General features: G+C 57.5%; 14 protein-coding genes and 1 pseudogene. 11 read left to right on the forward strand and 4 right to left on the reverse strand.

Annotated elements, in window-relative coordinates:
• Nucleotides 1–126: 126 nt before the first annotated feature.
• A pseudogene (locus tag FJD38_RS12650) lies at nt 127–1,503 on the forward strand (phosphomannomutase/phosphoglucomutase); the annotation flags it as partial.
• A gap of 26 nt (nt 1,504–1,529) precedes the next feature.
• Entirely contained in the window at nt 1,530–2,435 is a 906-nt protein-coding gene (gene argB / locus FJD38_RS12655; RefSeq protein WP_122786260.1) for an acetylglutamate kinase, read from the forward strand.
• Nucleotides 2,436–2,507: 72 nt separating this feature from the next.
• On the opposite strand, the gene pyrE is transcribed toward argB, so the two are convergent.
• Nucleotides 2,508–3,149 (reverse strand): orotate phosphoribosyltransferase, encoded by a 642-nt coding sequence (pyrE, locus tag FJD38_RS12660; protein WP_122786259.1) that lies wholly within the window; start codon nt 3,147–3,149, stop codon nt 2,508–2,510.
• 82 nt (nt 3,150–3,231) lie between these two features.
• Between pyrE and FJD38_RS12665 the strand changes: the two genes are divergently transcribed.
• From FJD38_RS12665 to FJD38_RS12675, 3 genes are all read left to right on the forward strand, one after another.
• Nucleotides 3,232–4,011 (forward strand): exodeoxyribonuclease III, encoded by a 780-nt coding sequence (locus tag FJD38_RS12665; protein WP_122786258.1) that lies wholly within the window; start codon nt 3,232–3,234, stop codon nt 4,009–4,011.
• A gap of 264 nt (nt 4,012–4,275) precedes the next feature.
• A complete protein-coding gene (locus FJD38_RS12670) occupies nt 4,276–5,646 on the forward strand; it encodes a hypothetical protein (protein ID WP_244302726.1) in 1,371 nt (456 codons plus the stop codon).
• A complete protein-coding gene (locus tag FJD38_RS12675) occupies nt 5,643–6,029 on the forward strand; it encodes a hypothetical protein (RefSeq protein ID WP_146385590.1) in 387 nt (128 codons plus the stop codon). Before FJD38_RS12670 ends, FJD38_RS12675 begins: the two co-directional genes overlap by 4 nt.
• 220 nt (nt 6,030–6,249) lie before the next feature.
• Here FJD38_RS12675 and FJD38_RS12680 read toward each other — a convergent pair whose 3' ends face one another.
• Together FJD38_RS12680 and rph are read right to left on the reverse strand one after the other, a co-directional pair.
• Nucleotides 6,250–6,618, reverse strand: coding sequence for a DUF4870 domain-containing protein (locus FJD38_RS12680; RefSeq protein WP_146385592.1), 369 nt, complete (start codon nt 6,616–6,618; stop codon nt 6,250–6,252).
• A 35-nt stretch (nt 6,619–6,653) separates the two neighbouring features.
• Nucleotides 6,654–7,376 carry a ribonuclease PH gene (rph, locus tag FJD38_RS12685; protein ID WP_122786255.1) on the reverse strand — a complete coding sequence of 241 codons (723 nt, stop codon included), beginning with the start codon at nt 7,374–7,376 and terminating at the stop codon, nt 6,654–6,656.
• Nucleotides 7,377–7,650: 274 nt separating this feature from the next.
• On the opposite strand from rph, the gene FJD38_RS12690 reads away from it, so the two are divergent.
• The 4 genes from FJD38_RS12690 (at nt 7,651) to epsC (ending at nt 13,416) form a co-directional block, all read left to right on the forward strand.
• The gene (locus tag FJD38_RS12690) at nt 7,651–8,958 is read left to right on the forward strand and encodes a CitMHS family transporter (RefSeq protein ID WP_146385594.1); all 1,308 of its coding nucleotides are present in this window, start codon (nt 7,651–7,653) and stop codon (nt 8,956–8,958) included.
• 306 nt (nt 8,959–9,264) lie between these two features.
• Complete coding sequence (locus FJD38_RS12695; protein WP_122786253.1) at nt 9,265–10,923, forward strand: Na/Pi cotransporter family protein; 1,659 nt, start codon at nt 9,265–9,267, stop codon at nt 10,921–10,923.
• An 89-nt stretch (nt 10,924–11,012) separates the two neighbouring features.
• Complete coding sequence (locus FJD38_RS12700; protein WP_146385596.1) at nt 11,013–12,395, forward strand: M16 family metallopeptidase; 1,383 nt, start codon at nt 11,013–11,015, stop codon at nt 12,393–12,395.
• A gap of 94 nt (nt 12,396–12,489) precedes the next feature.
• The gene (gene epsC, locus FJD38_RS12705) at nt 12,490–13,416 is read left to right on the forward strand and encodes a serine O-acetyltransferase EpsC (protein ID WP_122786251.1); all 927 of its coding nucleotides are present in this window, start codon (nt 12,490–12,492) and stop codon (nt 13,414–13,416) included.
• A 28-nt stretch (nt 13,417–13,444) separates the two neighbouring features.
• On the opposite strand, the gene FJD38_RS12710 is transcribed toward epsC, so the two are convergent.
• The gene (locus FJD38_RS12710; protein ID WP_146385598.1) at nt 13,445–13,957 is read right to left on the reverse strand and encodes a dihydrofolate reductase; all 513 of its coding nucleotides are present in this window, start codon (nt 13,955–13,957) and stop codon (nt 13,445–13,447) included.
• 89 nt (nt 13,958–14,046) lie between these two features.
• Between FJD38_RS12710 and FJD38_RS12715 the strand changes: the two genes are divergently transcribed.
• Together FJD38_RS12715 and FJD38_RS12720 are read left to right on the forward strand one after the other, a co-directional pair.
• Complete coding sequence (locus FJD38_RS12715; protein ID WP_146385600.1) at nt 14,047–15,429, forward strand: DUF2868 domain-containing protein; 1,383 nt, start codon at nt 14,047–14,049, stop codon at nt 15,427–15,429.
• Nucleotides 15,422–16,786 (forward strand): GTPase/DUF3482 domain-containing protein, encoded by a 1,365-nt coding sequence (locus tag FJD38_RS12720; RefSeq protein WP_146385602.1) that lies wholly within the window; start codon nt 15,422–15,424, stop codon nt 16,784–16,786. Before FJD38_RS12715 ends, FJD38_RS12720 begins: the two co-directional genes overlap by 8 nt.
• The last annotated feature ends 41 nt before the right edge of the window (nt 16,787–16,827 follow it).

Raw genomic sequence — 16,827 nt, forward strand, 5'->3', positions numbered from 1 at the left:
CCTTCACCCCCGTGATTGCAGGCCGTAACGCCCAGTCGTTTTAGCGCGCCTGATCGTTTCAACGCGTCGATTGAATTCTCTGAAAGACAATGGAGTCCCCCTGTAATGAGCAGTCCAGCTACGGTTGCACCGAAGTTCCCTGACAGTATCTTTCGCGCCTACGACATTCGAGGCGTCGTGCCAACCACGTTGACTGCTGAAACTGCCTACTGGGTAGGACGGGCCATCGGCTCCCAGAGCTTGGCTCAGGGCGAACCCAATGTGTCGGTAGGGCGCGACGGCCGCTTATCTGGCCCGGAACTGGTTGAGCGTTTGATTCAAGGTGTAGCGGACAGCGGCTGCCACGTCAGCGATGTGGGCCTGGTGCCAACACCCGCGCTGTATTACGCCGCGAACGTGCTGGCAGGCAAGTCGGGGGTGATGCTCACAGGCAGCCATAACCCGTCGAACTACAACGGTTTCAAAATCGTCATCGCGGGCGACACGCTGGCCAACGAGCAGATTCAGGCGCTGCATACACGCCTTAAAACCAATGATTTGACCTCAGGCGAAGGCAGCATCACCCAAGTCGATATTCTGCCGCGCTATTTCGATGAAATTACCAAAGACATCAAGCTGGCCAAACGCCTGAAGGTGGTGGTCGACTGCGGTAACGGCGCGGCCGGGGTCATCGCGCCCCAACTGATCGAAGCGTTGAATTGTGAAGTGATACCGCTGTTCTGCGAGGTAGATGGCAACTTCCCCAACCATCATCCGGACCCGGGCAAACCTGAAAACCTGGTGGATTTGATCGCCAAGGTCAAAGAAACCAACGCTGATCTCGGGCTGGCCTTCGATGGCGACGGCGACCGTGTAGGCGTGGTGACCAATACGGGCACGATGGTGTTCCCTGATCGTTTGTTGATGCTGTTCGCTCAGGATGTGCTAACACGTAATCCAGCTGCCGAAATCATCTTCGATGTGAAGTGCACGCGTCTTCTGACCCCTCTGATCAAAGAATATGGCGGCCGTCCCCTGATGTGGAAGACCGGCCATTCGTTGATCAAAAAGAAAATGAAAGAAACCGGAGCTTTGCTGGCCGGCGAGATGAGCGGGCATATTTTCTTCAAAGAGCGCTGGTTCGGCTTTGATGACGGTATTTACAGCGCGGCCCGCCTGCTGGAAGTGCTCAGCAAGCAGCAAATGAGTGCCGAAGAACTGTTTGAGACCTTCCCGAACGATATTTCTACGCCAGAAATCAATATCGATGTGACGGATGAGAGCAAATTCAGCATCATTGACGCCTTGCACGACGCTCAATGGGGTGACGACGCCAAGCTGACCTCTATTGATGGTGTCCGCGTCGACTACCCGCACGGCTGGGGCCTGGTTCGCGCATCCAACACCACCCCGGTGCTGGTGCTGCGATTTGAGGCTGAGTCCGAGACCGAACTGCAACGTATCAAGGATGTTTTTCACGCTCAATTAAAGCGTGTGGCACCTGACCTCTCCCTACCGTTTTGATCGACTTTGTAATACCGGAGCCCTGAATGACCCTCGAACGTGATGCCGCCTCCAACGTCGCCAAGGTTTTGTCCGAAGCGCTGCCCTACATTCGCCGTTACGTCGGCAAGACGCTGGTGATCAAGTACGGCGGCAACGCGATGGAGAACGATGAGCTGAAAACCGGCTTTGCCCGCGACATCGTGCTGATGAAGGCTGTGGGTATCAACCCGGTGGTCGTTCACGGTGGCGGCCCGCAAATCGGTGATCTGCTCAAGCGTTTGTCCATCGAGAGCCATTTTATCGACGGTATGCGCGTGACCGACTCGCAAACCATGGACGTGGTTGAGATGGTGCTGGGCGGTCACGTCAACAAAGAGATCGTCAACCTGATCAACCGCCATGGCGGTAGCGCCATCGGCCTGACGGGTAAAGATGCCACGCTGATTCGCGCCAAAAAAATGCTGGTGACTCGCCAGACGCCAGAAATGACCACCCCGGAAATCATCGATTTTGGTCATGTCGGTGAAGTGGTCGGTATCAATACTGATCTGCTAAACATGCTGACCAAGGGTGATTTCATCCCGGTGATCGCACCGATTGGCGTGGGCGAGAATGGTGAGTCTTACAACATCAACGCCGATCTGGTGGCGGGTAAAGTTGCCGAAGCGCTGAAGGCCGAAAAGCTGATGCTGCTGACCAACATTGCCGGTTTGATGGACAAAGAAGGCAAAGTGCTGACCGGTCTGACCACCGCGCAGGTCGATGACCTGATTGCCGATGGCACCATCTACGGTGGCATGCTGCCTAAAATCCGTTGCGCACTGGAGGCGGTACAAGGTGGCGTGACCACCGCGCACATCGTCGACGGCCGTGTACCCAATGCGGTACTGCTGGAAATCTTTACCGACACCGGTGTCGGTACGCTGATTACCAACAGCAAACCTGCATAACCCATGTAAAAAAGCCCCCGCCCGGACATTCCGGGCGGGGGCTTTTTTGTGTGCGCTGTTTTGCTGTGCGGGTTAGATCCCGTACTGCGCGCGATAGGCTTCTACCGCTGGGAGGTGCTGTTTGAGTGTTGCGTCTTGGGCCAGAAACTCCAGTACCTGGTTGAGCGAAACAATGCTGACGACCGGAATTTTGAAGTCACGCTCAACTTCTTGAATGGCCGACAGCTCGCCGTTGCCACGCTCCTGACGGTTCAGGGCAATCAGTACGCCTGCTGCGTTTGCGCCTTGGGCCTGAATGATCTGCATGACCTCACGGATGGCGGTGCCCGCCGTAATCACGTCGTCGATGATCAGCACGTCGCCTTCAAGCGCAGAGCCAACCAGACTGCCGCCTTCGCCGTGAGCCTTGGCTTCCTTACGGTTGAAACACCACGGCATATCGCGTTCGTGATGTTCCGCCAATGCCACAGCCGTGGTCGCCGCCAAAGGAATACCTTTGTAAGCCGGGCCAAATAGCACGTCGAAGGAAATACCGCTGTCTACGATCGCGGCGGCATAGAAGCGCCCCAGTTGAGCCAGCGCTGAACCGGTGTTGAACAAACCGGCATTGAAGAAGTAAGGACTGGTACGCCCGGACTTCAAGGTGAACTCACCGAAGCGCAAAACGCCGCGATCAATGGCAAAACGGATGAAGTCGCGCTGATACGTTTGCATGAAAAAGGCCCTGGATACCACGGATTTAGCTAATTAGTATGACGGCGTGTATCATACACGCACGTGATTTTTGGGGCCATTTATGCGGATCATCAGTGTGAACGTTAATGGCATTCAGACGGCAGTCGAGCGCGGTTTGCTCAGTTGGCTGCAAGCTCAGAATGCCGACGTTATTTGCCTGCAGGACACCCGCGCCTCCGCCTTTGAGTTGGACGATCCGGCCTACCAGCTGGATGGCTACTTTCTTTATGCCTGCGAAGCTGAAGTTCCTGCCCAAGGTGGCGTGGCTTTGTATTCGCGGTTGCAGCCGAAAGCCGTCATCACGGGGCTTGGCTTCGAAACGGCGGATCGCTACGGGCGCTACCTGCAAGCTGATTTCGACAAGGTCAGCATCGCGACCTTGCTGCTCCCTTCGGGGCAGAATGGCGATGAAGACTTGAATCAAAAATTCAAGTTAATGGACGACTTTGCACGCTATCTGGATAAACAGCGCCGCAAACGTCGCGAGTACATCTATTGCGGCTCGCTGTATGTGGCGCAACAGAAACTCGACGTCAAGAACTGGCGTGACGGCCAGCAATCTCCTGGTTTCCTGGCGCCTGAGCGGGCCTGGATGGATGAGATTGTCGGCAACATGGGCTATGTCGATGCCCTGCGTGAAGTCAGCCGCGAAGGCGACCAGTACAGCTGGTGGCCGGATAACGAACAGGCCGAGATGCTCAATCTGGGCTGGCGTTTCGATTACCAGTTGTTGACGCCGGGCCTGCGCCGCTTTGTCAGAAGCGCTCGTTTGCCGCGTCAGCCACGCTTCTCGCAACATGCGCCGCTGATCGTTGACTACGACTGGACACTGACTATCTAAGTGTTTTCGCCGTCAAAAAAAGGCCCGTATCGGAAGATACGGGCCTTTTTTGTATGCCGAATTTGTCGGGGCCGAGTGATCCGGCGGTCATGCTGTGGCGTTGAGGGATACAGTGCCTACATACCAGGAAACAGCCTGCCAAATTAAGGGAAATGGCTGATAGCAACTTAATAAAGCTGCCCGATACAGTCCGCGGACTTCATCGGTTAGGCCTGTAGAGGTCGCGGTGTCTCCGGCACTTTATTAAGGACATACGCTATGTACATGAGACTTATTCGTCGAGATGATCGCGAACGGCTGGGTATTGGTTTACACCGGATTGAGTCACCATTTTTTGCCCAAAGTAAGGTTGAGAGCGCCTTAAGGTCGCCTTTCAGCACGCTGAGCTTATTTGACATTGACACCACGTGGCCAAGCGGCCGGCCGCTAACGCATCAAGAAATAGTAAAAGGCGTCGAAGAAGGTACGTTTTTGTTGGTGACGGATGATCCTTTTAGTCCGTTGAGTGAAGACACCTTCAATAAGTATTACCACATCACTGGCCGAGGCTGGCCAGGAAGTTTTGCTGCGCCTGCAGAGCCTGAGAAACCGACGCCGGCAAAGACAGAACCTGTTCTTAGACAAAAGCCGAAGCCACAACCCGAAGAACCTGGCTTCTATATCGTCATGAAAAGCACCACGGGCGAACGATTGAAAACCGCATTGTTCGCGGCTCAAGATCCTGCAGTAATGAGTAAGTTTGAGGCCTTAAATCCGAACCTCGGCAACATCAACGCGGGGACCATGATCGTATTAAGCGATCCGAATAACCTGCACTGCACCCGAGAAGAAGCCATCTTGATGCAGGCGGCGGCCAAAACCAACGATGCAATCAAAGAACTCAGCCCAGAAGAAGCGGACTTTATGGTGAGGCACCGTGAAGAGTTCGAATCCTTTTTTGCTCACGCGTCGACGTCCATCGGCATGGGCGAGGCGATGTTTGCCAAAAACCTGGACGATGTGAAACAGCTCATGAAGGATATTGAAGCGCTGCATGTCAGGACATTTGAAGCCAGTGGTGGCCTAAGAACCGCTGAGTTCTTTGCCGAACGTAAGCGTTTGCTGTCACAGCTTAATACGCATCTCACCGCTCTGACCCGCAAAAGTATCGGGTTCCCTGACCACCCTAATCTCAAAAGTGCGCTGGGCATTTCCAGCCGCAGCCTGGTTCATCGCTGGACGTTGGCAGGCGGAGCGGATCAAATTCCCGGGTATGCAACTCATATTGAAGGCGTGTCCAGGGCTGCCAAGTATGTGAAGTACGGTGGCTGGATTGGCACCGCTATTGGTGGCGGCGCGTCAGTCATGAAGGTTCAGGATGTGTGTGCAGCGGGTGATGCAGAGGCTTGCAGGAAAGTTAAATTTACCGAGGCGGGAGGGTTCGTTGGCGGCATCGCTGGAGGTGCAGCTGCGGGCGCAGCTCTAACAGGAACAACTGTCGGAATGGCGTGTTTAGCTGTTGGCCCACCAACTGTTGGTATTGGCACATTAATCTGTGGCGTGTTAGTTGTCGGGACTGGATCTCTTGTCGGAGGTTTAATTTTGGGTGCGGCCGGAGAAGAGCTCGGCGAGGTTATTTATGAGCACAGCAAATGAGTACCGCTGAATACATTTTTGGCTATACCGGAGGATTGGTTCTACTGGGTGTTTTAGTTTGGATCAGTATCGCTCTTCATTTGGCCTATACCAAGATAGATCTGATATTGACTCATTTAAAAAACTGCCCTGCGATAATGGTAAGAGCTCCATTGCGACATGGAGGACCGTGGGGGAAGTTATTGCTGGTTGGAGGAATTTCAGGAATTATCACATTCCCGAATTTTTACTTAAAAAGGGGTGAGTTAAACGCAGACGATTTATCCAAGCTGCCCTTCATGCTGAGACGAAAGCTCTTAATTATGCACTGGAGTGTCATTCTGCTTTTAAGCGCCGCTTTTATACTATGGGTTATCGGGAAAATCGTTGGCTGGCATCATTAAACCCGCTCCAATCCCAGTTTTGCTCTTACTGACTTATAAGCTCACCTCAGCGTGCAACGCTGTTCACTAAAGCAAAAACGGCGCCTACCCAAAAATGAATAAGCGCCGTTTTTCTTGGTCTTCACCGCAGCTCTGAACAGCAAGACACTCGGTCAGTGTCTTAAGTAAACAGCAGTGCGCCCCTGCGTGGGCCTTTTTGTCTGGAACCGCGCAGTAACCTTTACTTGATCGGTCGCCACGTGAAGGGATAGCGATAAGCGATCCCGTCATTAGCCTTGACCCCGGCAATCACCACCAGTACGACGGCGCCAATCAGCACCAGCCCCAGCAAGGCAAAGCCGATCAGCACGAACATCAGTACGTAGCAAATAGCCGAAGCTATCGCCACAGTGATCTGGAAGTTCAGGGCTTCCTTGCCTTGGTCGTCGATGAAGGGGTCGCTGTCGCGCTTGAGTTGCCACACGATCAGCGGCCCGATCAGGCTGCCAAACGGGAACCACATCCCCAGGAACGCCGAGAAGTGACAAAACATGGCCCATTTACGAGCGTCGCGGCTCGGTTCGGGTTTTGAAAGGTCCAGCTCGTTCATGGCGTTCTCCAGATAGGGGTTGAAGGCTTGGGCAATCAGTCCGCCAATGCAGCTTGCTGCAGAGCGAAAATCTCGTTCATGCCTTTTTGTGCCAATGCCAGCATGGCGTTCAGCTCTTCAGGCTGGAACGGCGCGCCTTCGGCAGTGCCTTGAACTTCAATGAAACCACCGCTGCTGGTCATGACCACGTTCAGGTCGGTCTCGGCTGCCGAGTCTTCAGGGTAGTCGAGGTCAAGCACAGGCACGCCTTGATACATACCCACCGATACCGCTGCAATCATTTGCTTGATCGGGTCGCCACCTTTGAGGCCGCCACGTTTCTTAATGACTTTGAGGGCGTCAACCAGCGCCACCATGGCACCCGTGATCGAGGCCGTGCGCGTGCCACCATCCGCCTGGATTACGTCGCAGTCGACGTACAGGGTAATGTCGCCCAGCTTGGACATATCGAGTGCGGCGCGCAGGGAGCGGCCGATCAGGCGCTGGATTTCGAGTGTGCGCCCGCCTTGTTTGCCGCGGCTGGCTTCACGCTGATTCCGGTCACCGGTGGCGCGTGGCAGCATGCCGTACTCGGCGGTTAACCAGCCTTGGCCTTGGCCTTTCAGAAAGCGCGGCACGCCGTTCTCGACGCTGACGGTGCAGATGACTTTGGTGTCACCGAACTCGACCAGTACAGAACCCTCTGCGTGTTTGGTGTAGTTGCGGGTGATGCGGATCGAGCGCAGCTGATCGGCAACGCGACCACTTGGACGTTTCATGTGGGATACCTGTACGGGACGGAAAACTGTCGAGCATTATAAAGGGCATGGCTTCATAGAACACGCCTAAAAGCACCCGCTGCCCCTGGCCGCAGCTATACGCCCCTTTGAGCATCGAAAACGGCCTGAACGGCATCAGATATTTCATCTGCGAAAGCTGGCTGAAAGCATTCCCCTCTAACATCCCGTCATCACCGGCATAAGACCGGCCGGCCTGAACTGCATTGCCTCACGCAGTCAGCGCCAAACCCACAACAATAATAAGGGTGACTTTATGCTGACCTTCCTTGGCTTTGCCATGGTCATTACGTTCATGTACCTGATCATGACCAAGCGCCTCTCGGCGCTGATCGCCTTGATTCTGGTGCCTATCCTGTTCGCCGTGTTCGGCGGTTTTGCCCCGAAAATCGGCCCGATGATGCTTGAAGGCATCACCAAACTCGCCCCTACCGGGGTGATGTTGATGTTCGCCATCCTCTACTTCGCCTTGATGATCGACTCCGGCCTGTTCGATCCGGCCGTGCGCAAAATACTCAAACTGGTCAAGGGCGACCCGCTGAAAATTGCCGTGGGCACCGCCGTGCTGGCGCTGGTGGTGTCTCTGGATGGCGATGGGGCAACCACCTACATGATTTGCGTGGCGGCCATGCTGCCGCTCTACCGCCGTATCGGGATGAGCCCGCGGATCATGGCCGGGTTAATCATTCTGGCCGGGGGCGTGATGAACATGACCCCGTGGGGCGGGCCTACTGCGCGCGCTGCCAGTGCGCTGCACGTTGATCCATCCGACATCTTTGTACCCATGATCCCGGCCATGCTCGCGGGCTGTGCGGCCATTCTGGCCATCGCCTGGTGTTATGGCCTGCGTGAACGTGCCCGCCTGGGCGAATTGCACCTGCAAGGCGATGACGTCGATCACAGCGAAATCAGCGTCTCGCAGTTCCCGGATGCACGCCGTCCGAAGCTGATCTGGTTTAACGGTGCGCTGACCCTTGCCTTGATGGTGGCCTTGATTGCGGGTCTGCTGCCCTTACCTGTGTTGTTTATGGTTGCGTTCAGCATTGCCATGATCGTCAACTATCCGTGCCTGCAACAGCAAAAGGATCGGGTCGCGGCCCATGCGGGCAGTGTGCTGGCCGTGGTCGGGTTGATTTTTGCGGCGGGTATTTTTACCGGAATCCTGTCCGGCACGGGCATGGTAGACGCTATGTCCAAAAGCTTGCTGGCGGTTATCCCGCCCGCGCTCGGGCCTTACCTGGCAGTCATTACCGCGTTGGTGAGCATGCCGTTCACCTTCTTCATGTCCAACGATGCGTTCTACTACGGGGTATTGCCGGTGCTGGCAGAAGCCGCCAGTCATTACGGAATTACCGCCGCCGAAATGGCCCGTGCGTCCATTGTCGGGCAGCCCGTGCATTTGCTGAGCCCGTTGGTGCCTTCGACCTACTTGCTGGTGGCGCTGGCCGGTATCGAATTTGGCGATCACCAGCGATTTACCCTCAAATGGGCGATTCTGGTGTGCCTGTGCATCATGGTCGCGGCATTGCTGCTGGGCACCTTTCCATTGTTCAGTACGCTTTAAACCCACACGCACCCGTAGCAGCTGCCGCAGGCTGCGTTCGGTTGCGAAGCGGCCGTAAATTCAGAGCGCTCGGTTCTACCGACACGCTGAGGCTTCTGTTTTTTTACGATGACGCTGTCGCCGGACGCAGCCTGCGGCAGCTGCTACGGAATGTCGCACTGGCAATATATTTCAGAAATGTTTCAAGAACACGCCAGCTATGCGAAGCTGGCGCTAAGCTCGTTTGCCTACTACATCTTAAGAAACATCTGTAGGAATTCCCCGCAGCTATCTGATCCTTCGACACATCCATCACAGGGAGCCAGCATGCTGACCCTGCTCAATTTACTTTCCGCTGTGGCCCTGCTGATCTGGGGCACGCATATCGTACGAACCGGCATTTTGCGGGTTTACGGCACCAACTTGCGTCATGTCATCGGGCGCAATGTTTCCAAACGCATGTTTGCCTTTGTCGCAGGCATTGTCGTGACGGCCATGGTGCAAAGCAGTAACGCCACGGCCATGCTGGTGACGTCCTTCGTCGGCCAAGGGCTGATGGCGCTCACCCCCGCGCTGGCAACCATGCTGGGCGCTGATGTCGGTACCGCGTTAATGGCGCGAGTGCTGACTTTCGACCTTTCATGGCTGTCGCCGCTGCTGATTTTTCTCGGGGTGATTTTCTTTCTCTCACGCAAGCAGACCCGCGCCGGGCAATTGGGCCGCGTCGGTATCGGCCTTGGGCTGATCATTCTTGCGCTACAACTGATTGTTGAAGCCGCAGGCCCCATCACCCACGCCCAAGGCGTGAAGGTGATTTTCGCCTCACTCACCGGCGACTTGCTGCTCGATGCCTTGGTGGGAGCGCTTTTCGCGATGGTCTCCTACTCAAGCCTGGCGGCCGTGCTTCTGACCGCAACCCTGGCGGGCGCGGGGGTGATCAGCTTGCACGTGGCCATCGGCCTGGTGATTGGCGCCAACATCGGCAGCGGCGTGCTGGCCCTGCTCAGTACGAACATGCAAAACGCGGCGGGCCGACAAGTAGCGCTGGGCAGCTTGTTGTACAAGTTGATCGGTTTACTGCTGATCATGCCGGTGCTAGATCCGCTGGTTGAATGGATGGATAGCCTCAATTACAGCGCCCAAGAGCTGGTGATCGGCTTTCACCTGCTCTACAACACGGCGCGGTGCTTTTTGTTGTTGCCCACCGTTGGCGTTATGGCCCGGCTGTGCGCCTGGATGCTGCCCGAGCGCGAACAAACCAATGGCGTCATCAAGCCCCGCCATCTTGATCCCGCTGCTCTCGACACACCCAGCCTGGCACTCACCAACGCCGTGCGTGAAACCCTGCGCATTGGCGACGTGATCGACACCATGCTGGTCAATATGCTCGACGTACTGCGCGGTAAACAAACAGCGATCACCCAGCAAATGCGTACCCTCAGCGATGAGGTCGAAGTGCTCTACAGCGCCGTCAAACTCTATCTGGCGCAAATGCCCCGCGAGGACTTGAGCGAGCAGGACAGTCGACGCTGGGCCGAAATTATCGAACTGGCGATTAACCTCAAACTCGCCAGTGACCTGATCGAACGGATGCTGCGTAAAGTCCAGCAGCAGAAAACGTCACAGCGCCGGGCGTTCTCTGAAACCGGGCTTGAAGAGCTGGTGGGCCTGCAAACACACTTGATCGAAAACCTGCGCTTGGGACTGACGGTATTTCTCAACTCAGACCCGCACAGCGCTCGCCAACTGCTGCGCGAGAAACGTCGCTTTCGTGCACAAGAACGGCGTTTGGCCCACGCTCACGTCAGTCGCCTGCAACGAAAAATCACACAAAGTATCGAGACCAGTTCTGTGCATCTTGAACTGATCGCCGATATGCAGCGCCTTAACTCGCTGTTTTGCGGCAGTGCCTATGTGGTGCTTGAAACCTCTGAAATCGGCGCGCTGGAGCTTAATGAAACGGCGGACACTCAACATTCGCCGTGAACGTTGCACGCCGGGACGTTGTCAGTCTGTAAGCAGCGACTAACCTGCACAGTCTGTTTGACCACCCCGTAGGGATTCAGGGATTTTTTATGCGTTGCCTGCTGTTAATTTGCCTGTTGCTGGGCACCGCCAAAAGCTATGCACTCGATCGTTACAGCGTGGAGGGCTACCAGCTCCCCAATGGCTTGCAACTGATACTCAAGCCGGGCAGCGAGCGCGGGCACGTGGCCATCCGGTTGGTCGTCGGCGTAGGGCTGGACGACTTCAGCTGCGCAGAGCAACAGTTGCCGCATCTGCTGGAGCACTTGCTGTTCAGCGGCACTGACGACACCGGCGAAGGCGGCCTTGAAGAACGCATGCAAGCCCTGGGCGGTGAATGGAATGCCTTTACCAGTCATGCCGACACCACCTTTGTGATCGAAGCACCGGCCAAAAACCAACGAAAAGTGCTCGACCTGCTGCTGGGTCTGCTCACGCGTACCCCGCTGACAGAGAAGCGCATCATCGAAGCCAAGCACGTGGTTGAGCGTGAGGACGGTGGCCACTATTCGCACCTGCAACGCTGGCTCGATCGACAGGACTTGGGCCACAGCGCCAGTAATCAGCTGGCAGTTGAGTTAGGTCTCAAATGCGCCGAGCGCGCCGAAGTGCACAACCTGACCCGCGAGCAACTTCAAGCGGTGCGTCAAGACTGGTACGCCCCCAACAATATGACGCTGATCATTGTGGGTGATCTGGATCGCCTGCTGCCGGCCTACCTGGAACGCACCTACGGCGCTCTCGAACCGGTGGAACCCAGCGAGCACAAACCGCTTGCGGCGATTGATGCCAAGGCCGATGCCGAGCGGGTGCTGATCCGTGGGGTGGTGGGCAATACCGCCAAACTCCACTGGTTACTGCCCGAACCCGTCATTGAGGGCCAAAGTGACGACACGTGGAACCTGCTCAGGGATTATCTGGAGTGGGCGTTGTACAGCGAGCTAAGGCTCAAACAGGGACTGTCGTATGGGCCTTGGGCTGAGCGCGAAGTGTTCGGAGGGGTCGGCTTTTTGAGCCTGAATGCGGACCTGGAGCGCGACGATGTCCCCCGCGCCCGTGACGTCGTTGAGCAACTCAAGGCGAACCTGCTGAAGAATGGCCTCAACCCTGAAATATTTGCCCGCCTCAAAAACGCGGCCGTTTCTCGCCAGGCGTGGGCGTCGCAAGGTAACAGCGCGCTGGCCGATTATTACTGGGCCTCGCTGGGCGACTACGAAGACGGCCACTTTAGCGATCCGGCCAAGCAGCTACAGGCAATCAGCCTTGATCAGGCCAACGTCGCCATGCGTGAGCTGTTCGCTGAACCGGGGTATGTGCGCATCGAGAAGCCTATGTTCAGTTACAACAGCCTGAGTCTAGCCATTTTGGGGGCTCTGGGGGTCATCCTGGTGCTGACCCTGAGTTGGCGGGTGTGGCGCCATCGTCGGCACTGAGCACTAATTGTCACAACCTGAAACGCTTTGATACCGTAAAATAATTGCCATTCGCGGCTGTTCAAATCAGCCGCCAGTGTGCGGAGTATGCATCGTGAGTGATCGTTCCCATCCTTGGCAATTGCAAACCATCGTCAGCCAACTGCGCTCGGCACGTAACCAGTGGCGCACGCAAAACGGGCGCGTCAGCGGTGAGTTGGGCGGCCGTGAGTTGCCCTCGCGTGCGGCAATGGCAGACATTCTGGAAGCCCTGTGCGGCGCCTTGTTTCCGATGCGTCTGGGGCCGGTTGACCTGCGTGAAGAAAGCGAAGATTTCTACGTTGGCCACACGCTCGACGTCGCGCTTAATGCGTTGCTGATTCAGGCGCGGCTGGAGTTGCGTTACGTAGCGCGTCAGGGCGGTCTGCCCGATGATGGCGTGGATGCAACCGCGACGCTGTTGATTCAGGACTTTGCATTGGCCCTGCCCGAACTGCGCAGCATTCTGGACACAGACGTACTGGCGGCTTACCACGGCGACCCGGCAGCGCGCAGCGTCGATGAAGTGTTGTTGTGCTATCCGGGGATTCTGGCGGTGATTCATCACCGGCTGGCTCATCATCTGTACCGTGCCGGGCTGCCGCTGCTGGCGCGCATCAGTGCGGAGATCGCCCATTCGGCCACCGGTATCGACATTCACCCCGGTGCACAGATTGGCCGCAGTTTCTTTATCGACCACGGAACCGGTGTCGTGATTGGTGAGACCGCGATCATTGGCGAGCGGGTAAGGATTTATCAGGCAGTGACCTTAGGGGCCAAGCGTTTCCCGGCCGATGAATCAGGGCAACTACAGAAGGGGCATCCACGCCATCCGATTGTTGAGGATGATGTGGTGATCTATGCCGGTGCAACCATTTTGGGGCGCATTACCATCGGGCAAGGATCGACGATTGGCGGCAATGTGTGGCTGACCCGTAGCGTGCCCGCAGGCAGCAACCTGACCCAGGCCAACTTGCTGCACGATGACGGCACACAGAAATAAAACAGCGCCGTGGGCGAGGGGCTTTTGCTTAAGCCCTTTCCCACACTTCAAAGGTGAACGCGGGCTTACCATCGGCCGCTGCATGCAATTCTTCTGACACCAGCGTCCAGTGCGTCTGATCAAACTCAGGAAACCACGCATCGCCCACCGGGCTCAGGCCCACCCGCGTCAAATACAACCGGTCGGCATGCGCCAAACCCTGGCTGTACAGTTGCGCCCCACCAATCAGCATCACTTCGCTGACGCCCTGCTCTACAGCCCATTCCTCTGCGCGCTCAATGGCAGCTTCCAGAGAGGCAAACACCTCGGCACCTTCAAGCTGCAGATCGGTCTGACGACTGACCACCAGATTCAAGCGACCCGGCAATGGGCGGCCCAGCGAATCCCAGGTTTTGCGACCCATAATGATCGGCTTGCCCAGCGTAGTAGCTTTGAAATATTTGAAATCCGCAGGCAAATGCCACGGCATGCTGTTATCGACGCCAATCACGCGGTTTTCAGCAAGGGCCGCGATCAGGCTAAGAGGGAGTGTTTTTTTCATGGCGCGAGAATACCAGAGCCAGCCGCACCCGCAGTACCCCGCCTGACTAACAGCGGTTATGCTCATGGCTCACTTGAATGGACTGGCCTGTGACTCAACTCTCCCCATTACAACGCCTTTGGTTGACCGAAACCGTGCGTCTGCGTGAAGAACACGCCGGCCCGCTGGACGACCTTGAAGCCAATCGCCATGCCCGCGCCAGTGGCGCAGACTTGCCCACACGTATTCAAAACCGTGCCCTGTGGCTGGCCAAACGCGATGGTTTGCTGGACGCCATGCAGCATTGGTTGCAAGGCGCACGGCTGGCCTTGCTGGTGTTGGCCATAGTGGCCGTTGTCAGCGGTGCCGGGCTGGCTTTTGCTGCGCTGGGCGATGGCAAAGCGCCCGTTAACGTCTTCTGGGCGCTGGGTAGCTTGCTGGGCTTGAACCTGATTCTGCTGGTCAGTTGGGCGCTCGGCGTGTTGTTTGCCGGGGAGCACGGTGCCAGCCTGGGCCGACTGTGGTTATGGCTGAGCGAAAAGCTTGCGCGTGACGCCAAGGCGGCGCAATTGGGCCCCGCATTAGTACTGTTGCTGCAACGGCGCAAGCTCAATCGCTGGGCACTCGGCGCACTGGTCAATGGCCTGTGGCTGTTGGCGATGCTCAGCGCGCTGGTGATGATGCTCTTGTTGATGGCGACCCGGCGCTACGGCTTTATCTGGGAAACCACCATTCTGGGGGCGGACGTCTTCGTCGCTGCCACCCGCGCACTGGGGGCGCTGCCGAACTGGCTGGGGTTCAGCGTGCCGACCGTGGAGATGATCCGCGTCAGCAATGACACCGCCCTCTACAACAATGAAGTGGTGCGTCAGGCATGGGCGGTCTGGTTGGTGGGTGTGGTGCTGATATACGGCGTGATGCCGCGTCTGTTGCTGGCAGCCTTCTGTCTGTGGCGCTGGAAAAGCGGGCGCCAGGCGCTGCAACTGGACCTCAACCTGCCCGGTTACAGCCCGTTACGCGAGCGCCTGATGCCCAGCAGTGAACGGCTGGGCGTCAACGATACCGCACCCGACCACCTGCATAACGTGAGCGCCGGCAGCAGTGACCTGCAAACCGATGGCGCCTTGATCGTGGCCATTGAATTGGACGATCAGCACCCGTGGCCACCCCAACTCCCCGCAACGGTCAAGGACGCAGGCATCCTCGACAGCCGCGAATCGCGACAAAAGCTGCTGGAGCAGATGACCCGCTTTCCCCCAAGCCGACTGGCCATCGCCTGCGACCCGCGCCGCTCACCCGATCGCGGCAGTCTGGCGTTGATGGGTGAGCTGGCCCGCAGCGCCAGCGAAACCCGCGTCTGGCTGTTGCAAGCCCCGCCCGGCCAGGCGCTGGACGCTGATCGCCTGAGCGACTGGCACACCGCACTGGAACAGCTAGGGCTGCCGTACGCCGCCAGCGCGCCGTTGAACTGGTTGGAGAAGGGTCATGACTAAACCACTTACGCTGGCCGTGGTGGGCCATACCAACGTTGGTAAAACTTCGTTGCTGCGCACCCTGACCCGTGATGTTGGCTTTGGTGAAGTGTCCCATCGCCCCAGCACCACACGTCATGTTGAGGGTGCACGACTATCAGTGGACGGTGAACCGCTGCTGGAGCTCTACGACACACCGGGGCTGGAAGACGCCATTGCGCTGCTCGACTATCTGGAACGCCTCGACCGCCCCGGTGAGCGGCTTGATGGCCCGGCACGGGTGGCCCGCTTTCTCGACGGCAGCGAGGCGCGTCAGCGCTTTGAACAAGAAGCCAAAGTGCTGCGCCAACTGTTGGCCTCTGATGCCGGCCTGTACGTGATCGATGCCCGCGAGCCAGTGCTGGCTAAATACCGCGACGAATTGAGCGTGTTGTCCAGCTGCGGCAAGCCGCTACTGCCCGTGCTCAACTTCGTCAGCAGCCCGCAGCACCGCGAGCCGGAGTGGCGTGACGCCTTGGCCCGGCTGGGCCTGCATGCACTGGTGCGGTTTGACAGCGTGGCCCCGCCTGAAGATGGCGAGCGCCGTTTATATGAAAGCCTCGCCCTGTTGCTGGAGCATTCTCGGGACGCCTTGCAGCGCTTGCTGACCGACCAGGAAGCACAGCGCGAAGCCCGCAAGCGCAGCGCCTTGCGCCTGATTGCCGAATTGTTGATCGACTGCGCGGCCTGTCGCCGCAGCGTGGCCAGCGAGAAGGCCATTGAACAACAGGCGATCAATCAACTGCGCGAAGCCGTGCGCCAGCGCGAACAACGCTGTGTTGAAGCCTTGCTCAAACTCTATGGCTTTCGCTCCAATGACGCCTCGGCTAGCGACCTGCCATTGCTGGACGGACGCTGGGGCAACGATTTGTTCAACCCCGAAACCCTCAAGCAGTTGGGCGTGCGTGTAGGCAGCGGCGTTGCCGCGGGTGCCGCTGCTGGCGCGGGTGTGGACTTGATGGTCGGTGGTCTGACACTGGGCGCCGCCGCACTGGCGGGCGCAATTGCCGGGGGCGCGCTGCAAACCGCGCGCAGTTATGGCAGCCGCCTGCTTGGAAAACTCAAGGGCCAACGGGAATTGACCGTGGATGACAGCGTGCTGCGCTTGCTGGCCCTGCGCCAACGTCAATTGCTGCATGCGCTGAATGCGCGCGGGCATGCGGCGGTAGACAGCATCAAAGTGGCTACGCCTGAGGACAAAACCTGGCGCGAAGGCAAACTGCCCGAGGCGTTAAAAAAAGCCAGGGCACACCCGCAATGGTCGTCGCTAAACCCGCATCCCAAGCTAAGTCAGGCCGAGCGACAGGAGCAGATTGAGGCATTGGCACAACAGATATAGCATCGCCACTTTTGCGTAGCCGTTGCCGAAGGCGACGTCCG

This window comes from Pseudomonas saxonica (assembly GCF_007858365.1).
Taxonomy (GTDB): Bacteria; Pseudomonadota; Gammaproteobacteria; order Pseudomonadales; family Pseudomonadaceae; genus Aquipseudomonas; species Aquipseudomonas saxonica.

Excerpts from the sequence above, each read along its gene's own strand:
- argB (WP_122786260.1), top strand. The coding sequence starts at position 1,530 with ATGACCCTCGAACGTGATGCCGCCTCCAACGTCGCCAAGGTTTTGTCC.
- pyrE (WP_122786259.1), bottom strand. The coding sequence starts at position 3,149 with ATGCAAACGTATCAGCGCGACTTCATCCGTTTTGCCATTGATCGCGGC.
- FJD38_RS12665 (WP_122786258.1), top strand. The coding sequence starts at position 3,232 with ATGCGGATCATCAGTGTGAACGTTAATGGCATTCAGACGGCAGTCGAG.
- FJD38_RS12670 (WP_244302726.1), top strand. The coding sequence starts at position 4,276 with ATGAGACTTATTCGTCGAGATGATCGCGAACGGCTGGGTATTGGTTTA.
- FJD38_RS12675 (WP_146385590.1), top strand. The coding sequence starts at position 5,643 with ATGAGTACCGCTGAATACATTTTTGGCTATACCGGAGGATTGGTTCTA.
- FJD38_RS12680 (WP_146385592.1), bottom strand. The coding sequence starts at position 6,618 with ATGAACGAGCTGGACCTTTCAAAACCCGAACCGAGCCGCGACGCTCGT.
- rph (WP_122786255.1), bottom strand. The coding sequence starts at position 7,376 with ATGAAACGTCCAAGTGGTCGCGTTGCCGATCAGCTGCGCTCGATCCGC.
- FJD38_RS12690 (WP_146385594.1), top strand. The coding sequence starts at position 7,651 with ATGCTGACCTTCCTTGGCTTTGCCATGGTCATTACGTTCATGTACCTG.
- FJD38_RS12695 (WP_122786253.1), top strand. The coding sequence starts at position 9,265 with ATGCTGACCCTGCTCAATTTACTTTCCGCTGTGGCCCTGCTGATCTGG.
- FJD38_RS12700 (WP_146385596.1), top strand. The coding sequence starts at position 11,013 with ATGCGTTGCCTGCTGTTAATTTGCCTGTTGCTGGGCACCGCCAAAAGC.
- FJD38_RS12710 (WP_146385598.1), bottom strand. The coding sequence starts at position 13,957 with ATGAAAAAAACACTCCCTCTTAGCCTGATCGCGGCCCTTGCTGAAAAC.
- FJD38_RS12720 (WP_146385602.1), top strand. The coding sequence starts at position 15,422 with ATGACTAAACCACTTACGCTGGCCGTGGTGGGCCATACCAACGTTGGT.